Origin of the sequence: Algoriphagus aquimarinus, from assembly GCF_007997215.1 — a bacterium.
In the GTDB taxonomy this organism is placed as follows: domain Bacteria; phylum Bacteroidota; class Bacteroidia; order Cytophagales; family Cyclobacteriaceae; genus Algoriphagus; species Algoriphagus aquimarinus_A.
Window position 1 is genome coordinate 57,765 of sequence record NZ_VORW01000023.1, and the last position, 6,672, is coordinate 64,436.

The following is a 6,672-nucleotide window of genomic DNA, read 5'->3' on the forward strand; positions in this document are numbered from 1 at the left end:
ATAGTGAAGAGCACTCGTCTCTTTAGCAAGAACATTTTTTGCTGCCAGATCAATCATCCAAGATATTTTTCAAAGTCAGTAAAAATGAGTAGAATTAAACTGCAAGCTTTTTCATCGATAAATCAAAGTCCAAGAACCCACATGCCATGAAAAGAAAAGACTTCCTCAAAACCTCCACCCTTGTTTTAGCAAGTGGAGTAGTTGCCCCTTATTTGGCATGCTCGCCAAAAAAGCCTCAAACCGAAGAAATTCAAGCAGAAATAAGAAAAAACTGGGCTGGCAATTATACTTACCAAGCGAAGAATCTTTACGAGCCGAATACAGTGGAAGAGGTTCAGGAATTGGTAAAAAAACTGAACAAACAAAAGGCACTAGGTTCCAAGCATTGCTTCAACAATATTGCCGACAGTCCGGAAAATCAAATTTCTACCCGAAACCTTAATAAGGTCATTAGCATAGACGAACAGCAAAAAACTGTGACTGTGGAAGCTGGTGCGAGATATGGGGATTTTGCGGAGGAATTGGATGCAAAAGGTTTTGCCTTGGCTAATCTGGCTTCCCTTCCACATATCACAGTTGCTGGTGCTTGTGCCACTGCAACACATGGTTCTGGTGTGAAGAATGGCAATTTGGCTACTCAGGTCGAAGCCGTAGAGCTCGTTACACCATCTGGAGATCTGATTACCATTGACCGGAATCACGAAGATTTCCCTGCAGTAGTGGTTGGCCTGGGCGCTTTTGGTATTATAACTAAAGTCACTCTGGCTGTCGAAGACACTTTTCAGGTGAGGCAGGATGTATATCTGAATCTTAGAATGGAAACCTTAGAATCAAATTTTGACACGATCATGTCCAGTGGCTATAGTGTGAGTCTATTCACGGATTGGACGAATAAAAATATCAGTGAAGTATGGGTCAAAAGTCGAATGGACGAAAATCCCATGGAATTTGGGGATGATTTTTACGGGGCAAAAGCAGCCACAGAAAACATCCATCCCATCCTTGGATTATCTGCTGAAAATTGCTCTGAACAAATGGGAGTGCCAGGCCCTTGGTACAGTAGGCTCCCTCATTTCAAAATGGGATTTACCCCGAGTGCAGGAGAGGAATTGCAATCGGAGTTTTTTATCCCCAGAGAAAAAGCCATTGCCGGAATCATCGCTATTGAAAAACTCAATGAAGAGATATCCCCTCAATTACTGATCACGGAAGTCAGAACCATAGCTGCGGATAATTTCTGGATGAGTCCATGTTACCATCAGGACAGTGTGAGTATACATTTTACCTGGAAACAAAAAACCGAGGAGGTTCTTAACCTGCTACCAAAAATCGAGGCGGCTTTGGCTCCATTTTCAGTCAAACCGCACTGGGGCAAATTATTCAAATTAGACCCAGCTTCACTACATCAGCGTTATGAGAAATTCTCGGATTTTTTGGCCTTAGCTAAGAAATATGATCCAAATGGCAAATTCAGAAATGCTTACCTTGATTTAAACATTTATTAGGAAAGTACACCCCATAATTTAAACTACTCCGAAACCCACATTCGTCTAGGAATAGTAAGCTCCGGCGACACCCTTACTCTCTACTAACCTTAGTAACTAGGTCAGCCCTACCTTCCAACCAAAAGCAGCTTTCCATGTTTGCAAAGATCCAAAAGACCCAAAGTCCACCGAGCCAAGCACTGTTTGTTTGGGATGGGGAATGCGGATTTTGTAAATACTGGATTATCGTCTGGAAGAGTAAGACAGTGGATTTGAATTACAAAACATTTCAGGAAGTTGCAGGCGAATTCCCCGATATTCCACTTAAGGAATTTAAAAAAGCATCCAGATTGATAGATACCGACGGTTCTGTCTTTAGCGGTCCTGATTCAGCCTATCGGACTTTGTGGTATTTCGAGAAACCGCAAGAACACTTGCATCGCTGGTATAAGAGTTCCGGCGTATTTCGATGGCTCAGCGATCATGGATATAATTTTATTGCCAAAAACAGACCTCTGATGATGAAGCTTACCTTGGCCTTTTGGGGCAAAAACCCACTAAAAAGAAAGCCTTTTTGGGTGATTTATTTAATGGGACTTGTAATGATTTTGCTTGGCACGATGTACTTAATAAGTTAAATTTCACCTCTGGTAAATTCAAAATCCTAATTTCGAAAAAACAATTAAGCCCTCAAATATGAAATCAATCACCCTATTCTTATGCTTATTCACCTACTTTTCAGCATCAGCCCAAGAAAGCTGCATGACAGTGGAAAACATCAAAGCGCTAGATGCCCAATGGGAAGAGAAAAACCTAAACCCTGACCCTGAGTTTTTTAAGCGGGTACTTGCTGATGATTTTGTATGGGTTCACAATCATGCATCCATGATAGATACTAAAACGTCCACCGTAAAGCGTGCCGAGAAACAAGCAGCCAACGAGGGAAGCGACACCCGATCCAGAATCCAAAGTGAAGTAAAAGTGGCGATTACGGGAAATACAGCCATCGTCACAGGTTTCACCATTGTAGATCGGGGCCCTACTCCTACTCGATACCACTTCATGCGTACCTATGTAGAAGTTAATGGCACCTGTTTCCTAACAGGAAATCATACCATGGCAATTCCTGAGGGGGAATAGTCAGAATTCAGGAGGAATGAATCTTATTTCTTAGAGCCGAATTCCTCCATTCGCTTTTTATGATACTCACTTCCGCTCAGCTCAAAGGCCTTTTTCACATAGGCTAAGGCAGATTCAAAATCGTTATTTTCTACATAATAATCCGCCATAGAATCATACATATTGGCACTTTTTGGGAAATATTTGAGCCCCTGATCAAAGAACATTTTTGCTTTTTCCATTTGCCCCATATCCATATTCATGTAACCTGACATGGTGATCAAATCTTCAGGAAAGGGTGGCACTTCAAAACCAAAATGACTCCTTAGCTTCTCTGCTCTATAATTTAAGATATCGAGTAATTCTGAGGTGGGAGTTTCAGGAATATTAAATAATTCGGTTTTTTCCATTCGAAACCAATCAAAAAGAGAAATCATCCCATTTCTTAAGGAAGGTAGAGGTACGGTGCCATGAAGGTCATTAGGGAAAATCTCCCAATCAAACGCTAGTCCTTGATCTGAATAAACTCGGCAAAGCTCGGCAAAAGCAATATTGCTTCGGGCAAACAAAGTGAATTCAGAATCGTCATCCATGACATTGTCAATGGTGATTTCTGCCTTTTGCCGATGCAACTGTCCACTTAAAGAAATATAAAGTGACTTGCCTGAAAAATTTCCATTTGCAAAGAATTCCTTGGCTTGCTTAAGCATCAATTGATCATCCCAGTCCAAACTGGGATCAATCGCCAAATAATTCTCAAAAAGTTCGGGCTGATGGATCAAAGTATAGATCGAAAAGAGTCCGCCATAAGAATGTCCGATTAACGTTCTATAATCGCTGGCCGGATAGTTTTCTTCCACATAGGGAATCAATTCCTCTCCTACGAATCTCAAAAATTGAGCTGCCCCTCCATTCGGACCATAGCTTGGCTCGACAACTGAAGGAGTCAAATCTCTGGTTCTATTTTCTTGATTAGAAACTCCGATTAGGATCATATCCGGCAAAAACCCACCCATATAAAAATTTTGAGTCACTGTAAGAGCTGGGAACAGAATTTCCCCATCCAGAATAAACGCAACAGGATATTTCTTATCACTCTGAGGGTCAAATTCCTCAGGAAATTGCACAAAAAATGGCCTGGACTCTTGCAAGATCTCAGAATAAACAGAATCTTTTAAGCCGATCTGGGAAAGGAATTGGGCATTTGTTTCGCTTATTATGCTAAACAAGATAGCAAGACAAAGCATTGCTTTTTGAATTAGGGATGACATCAGAATGGTGTTAAGGAAATACTTTAAATGGAAATTTATATGGCTTCTTCGATTTCAACTTTTCTTATCCAGCTCAGGATAAAAGTGGCAGAATGCCCAAGGATAAAGACTATTAATCCAAATAAGGGTGAGAGCAAGGTGATTTTTATTCCCCCGGCTAGAATAGCTGGATCTGCTCCACCAGTTGCCTCAAGTGTATCAAATCCCTGAATCAAGCCCATTAAACTGTTGGCAAATGAAATCACCAATCCAAGAAGTACTGCTTGGTTGATCAGTTTTTTATACTTCAAAAAAGTAGCTGCCTCCCCATTCAGATTGGCAATGGCCTTCAGGGTAAAAAAAACCGCTAGCAGTAAACAGGCTAAAATAAGTAACATCCCGATCAATCCTCCTTCTACAAATCTTTCAATGATGACATTTGATAGAACGAGTTTGTGAGTTAAAATAGCTGTGACTGTGTACATAGATTTTGTGATTAGTTGATGATACAAGTTTACAGCACTCAGAGCTCTCAAATTAGGTTTTGCGACCAACAACTGACTAAACTACCAAATTGACAGGAATTAGTTTGGTTTTGAAAAATACCAGCTACTCAAAGTTGCCTATCCAGCAAAACCCGTCAACCATCGCAAATTCTTTGCAAATACAAATTTTTACAAGACCTTGTCCGTTTCAATGAAGGATAAAAAGCGATTGTTAATTCAGGTGTCAAAGAAGCTACTGGAACAGTTATCGATCTGTTTAGGTACTCTTTTGTTCTTTACTTTTTACTTCGGTATTACTATTTCCGATCTCGCTCCTGCCTTTACTTTCGGAGTCTTTTTACTCCCAGTCACTATGGGAATGGTTAATGTATTCAGTTTTCACCTTATTCCAGAATACCTATTTCGGCAAAAGTACTTCTGGTTTGCCCTTTACACGGTTTACACGCTAGTTATTTCATTTTTCCTAATTGCCTTGTCCTCCTTTTATGGCTTTATTTTCATTAATTCCTTGGAGACAATGGAAAGTGGTTCAATGTTGGGTAAGAATCTTTACCTCATCATCATTGGGGTATATATTATTGTGTTATTGACCTCCCTATTTTCTGCTTACAGAGAAAGCTATAAAATTCATCTGCGAAATCAGGAGTTACAATATGCGCTGGTAAACGGTGAACTTCAGCTAAAGCAAGATGAACTCTCCTACCTCAAAATGCAGATTCATCCACATTTTTTATTCAATACACTAAATACGATTTATGGCTCAGCAATTTTAAAAAGCAATCAAACTCCTGAATTGATCCTTAAACTTTCCAATCTACTGGACTATATCTTGTACCAAACCAAAAAGTCCTTGGTGCCTCTTCAAGATGAGGTAGATCATTTGAAGGATTACATGGAATTGGAAAAGTTGAGACATGGGGAAAAACTGAAAATCAAATCGACTTTTCCTGATCAGCTAAGCAAACAAATGATCGCTCCGATGCTTTTTCTTCCTTTGCTGGAAAACAGTTTCAAACATGGAAAGTCGCATGGAAAGGATTCTTTTGTGGAATTAAGAATAGAGGCTAGTGAGAGTGATATAAACTTCTTCCTAAAAAACTCCTTCGAGGAAACTGATCAGAATGAAACACTAACTTCTTCTGGAATAGGACTTCAAAACATCCAAAAACGCCTAGCACTCCTCTATCCAAAAGCACATAATTTTACCTTCGAAAAAGTGAATGGCTACTTTATTGTCAATCTTCACATACAAACGAATCAACCCAAGAGCTCATGAACTGCCTGATCGTTGACGACGAACCCATTGCACAGAATATTCTGAAGGACTTCATATCCAAGGTTGATCATTTAAATCTTGTGGCAAGTGCCAGTAATGCCAATGAAGCTTTCAATGTAGTGCAGCAGGAACAGATAGACTTGATTTTCCTCGACATCAATATGCCTGGAATTGACGGTATGGCTTTCGCCAAAATCATCCCTCAGGAGATTCATGTGATTTTCACCACTGCCTATCGGGAATATGCTATTGAGGGATTTAATCTTGAGGCAACGGACTATTTGCTGAAACCCATTCCTTTTGAGAGATTTCTTAAATCAGTTTCTAAAGCAAGAGAGGCTTTTGAGAAGAGCGCCACAACTTCATCTGAAGAAAAGCCCAATTTCTTGTTCGTTCGTCAAGATCGAAAAATGGAAAAAGTAAACTTCGCGGACATACTTTATATAGAAAGCTTCGCCGACTATATCAAGATCCATTTGACTGACCGTGTATCGGTTGTGCGTGAGAGCATTTCAAACTTTGAAACAAAACTCCCTGAAAAGCAATTCATCCGATTCCACCGATCCTTTATTGGCAATATCGCAGCTATCACTTCCTATACCCATGAGTTTCTGGAAATAGATGGAAAGGCCTTGACCATCAGCAGATCCTATAAGGAAGAGGTGTTGACGAGATTGCAGCAATTTGAATAAACTTCTTTTCTCCAAATTTTTATCTGTATATCCGTTTTTCTACCAGTATAGACACCTAAGCGAAAGAGTAATTGGTGTGAATTTTTATTGATCTGAAATTTGACATCTTTCTGACAAGCCCGTCAGCCACTGGACAGGCTCCGAAGGAGCCTAACCATTCATAACCCTGTACGAAGTGCAGGGTATAAGAAAAATCACCCTATTCTAGAGCCCTGAAAGGCATTGGCGTTAACTTAAGAATAGATTGTTCTGAGATCCTCCTGATAATTTGATCTTTTTTTTCTTTTTTCATAGGAACAATACTTAGCCATTGTGGTGCTTATTACACCCAGTTTATTTGGATCA

Annotated in this window: 7 protein-coding genes; 5 read left to right on the forward strand and 2 right to left on the reverse strand. The window is 39.9% G+C overall.

The window, feature by feature from the left end; all coding sequences use genetic code 11:
- The first annotated feature begins 146 nt into the window (after nucleotides 1–146).
- The 3 genes from ESV85_RS19815 (at nucleotide 147) to ESV85_RS19825 (ending at nucleotide 2,624) form a co-directional block, all read left to right on the forward strand.
- Nucleotides 147–1,505 (forward strand): FAD-binding protein, encoded by a 1,359-nt coding sequence (locus ESV85_RS19815; protein ID WP_146920706.1) that lies wholly within the window; start codon nucleotides 147–149, stop codon nucleotides 1,503–1,505.
- A gap of 134 nt (nucleotides 1,506–1,639) precedes the next feature.
- Nucleotides 1,640–2,122 (forward strand): thiol-disulfide oxidoreductase DCC family protein, encoded by a 483-nt coding sequence (locus ESV85_RS19820; RefSeq protein ID WP_146920708.1) that lies wholly within the window; start codon nucleotides 1,640–1,642, stop codon nucleotides 2,120–2,122.
- A 58-nt stretch (nucleotides 2,123–2,180) separates the two neighbouring features.
- On the forward strand, nucleotides 2,181–2,624 hold the full coding sequence (locus ESV85_RS19825; protein ID WP_146920710.1) for a nuclear transport factor 2 family protein: 444 nt from the start codon (nucleotides 2,181–2,183) through the stop codon (nucleotides 2,622–2,624).
- Between the two features lie 23 nt (nucleotides 2,625–2,647).
- Here ESV85_RS19825 and ESV85_RS19830 read toward each other — a convergent pair whose 3' ends face one another.
- Together ESV85_RS19830 and ESV85_RS19835 are read right to left on the reverse strand one after the other, a co-directional pair.
- Nucleotides 2,648–3,874 carry an alpha/beta hydrolase-fold protein gene (locus ESV85_RS19830; RefSeq protein WP_223276060.1) on the reverse strand — a complete coding sequence of 409 codons (1,227 nt, stop codon included), beginning with the start codon at nucleotides 3,872–3,874 and terminating at the stop codon, nucleotides 2,648–2,650.
- Between the two features lie 35 nt (nucleotides 3,875–3,909).
- Nucleotides 3,910–4,338: a MotA/TolQ/ExbB proton channel family protein gene (locus tag ESV85_RS19835; RefSeq protein WP_146920713.1), complete on the reverse strand. Its 429-nt coding sequence runs from the start codon at nucleotides 4,336–4,338 to the stop codon at nucleotides 3,910–3,912.
- Between the two features lie 211 nt (nucleotides 4,339–4,549).
- Here ESV85_RS19835 and ESV85_RS19840 point away from each other — a divergent pair, with 211 nt between their 5' ends.
- Both ESV85_RS19840 and ESV85_RS19845 read left to right on the forward strand, forming a co-directional pair.
- Entirely contained in the window at nucleotides 4,550–5,635 is a 1,086-nt protein-coding gene (locus ESV85_RS19840) for a sensor histidine kinase (protein WP_146920715.1), read from the forward strand.
- Nucleotides 5,632–6,327 carry a LytR/AlgR family response regulator transcription factor gene (locus ESV85_RS19845; RefSeq protein ID WP_146920717.1) on the forward strand — a complete coding sequence of 232 codons (696 nt, stop codon included), beginning with the start codon at nucleotides 5,632–5,634 and terminating at the stop codon, nucleotides 6,325–6,327. Before ESV85_RS19840 ends, ESV85_RS19845 begins: the two co-directional genes overlap by 4 nt.
- Nucleotides 6,328–6,672: the final 345 nt, after the last annotated feature.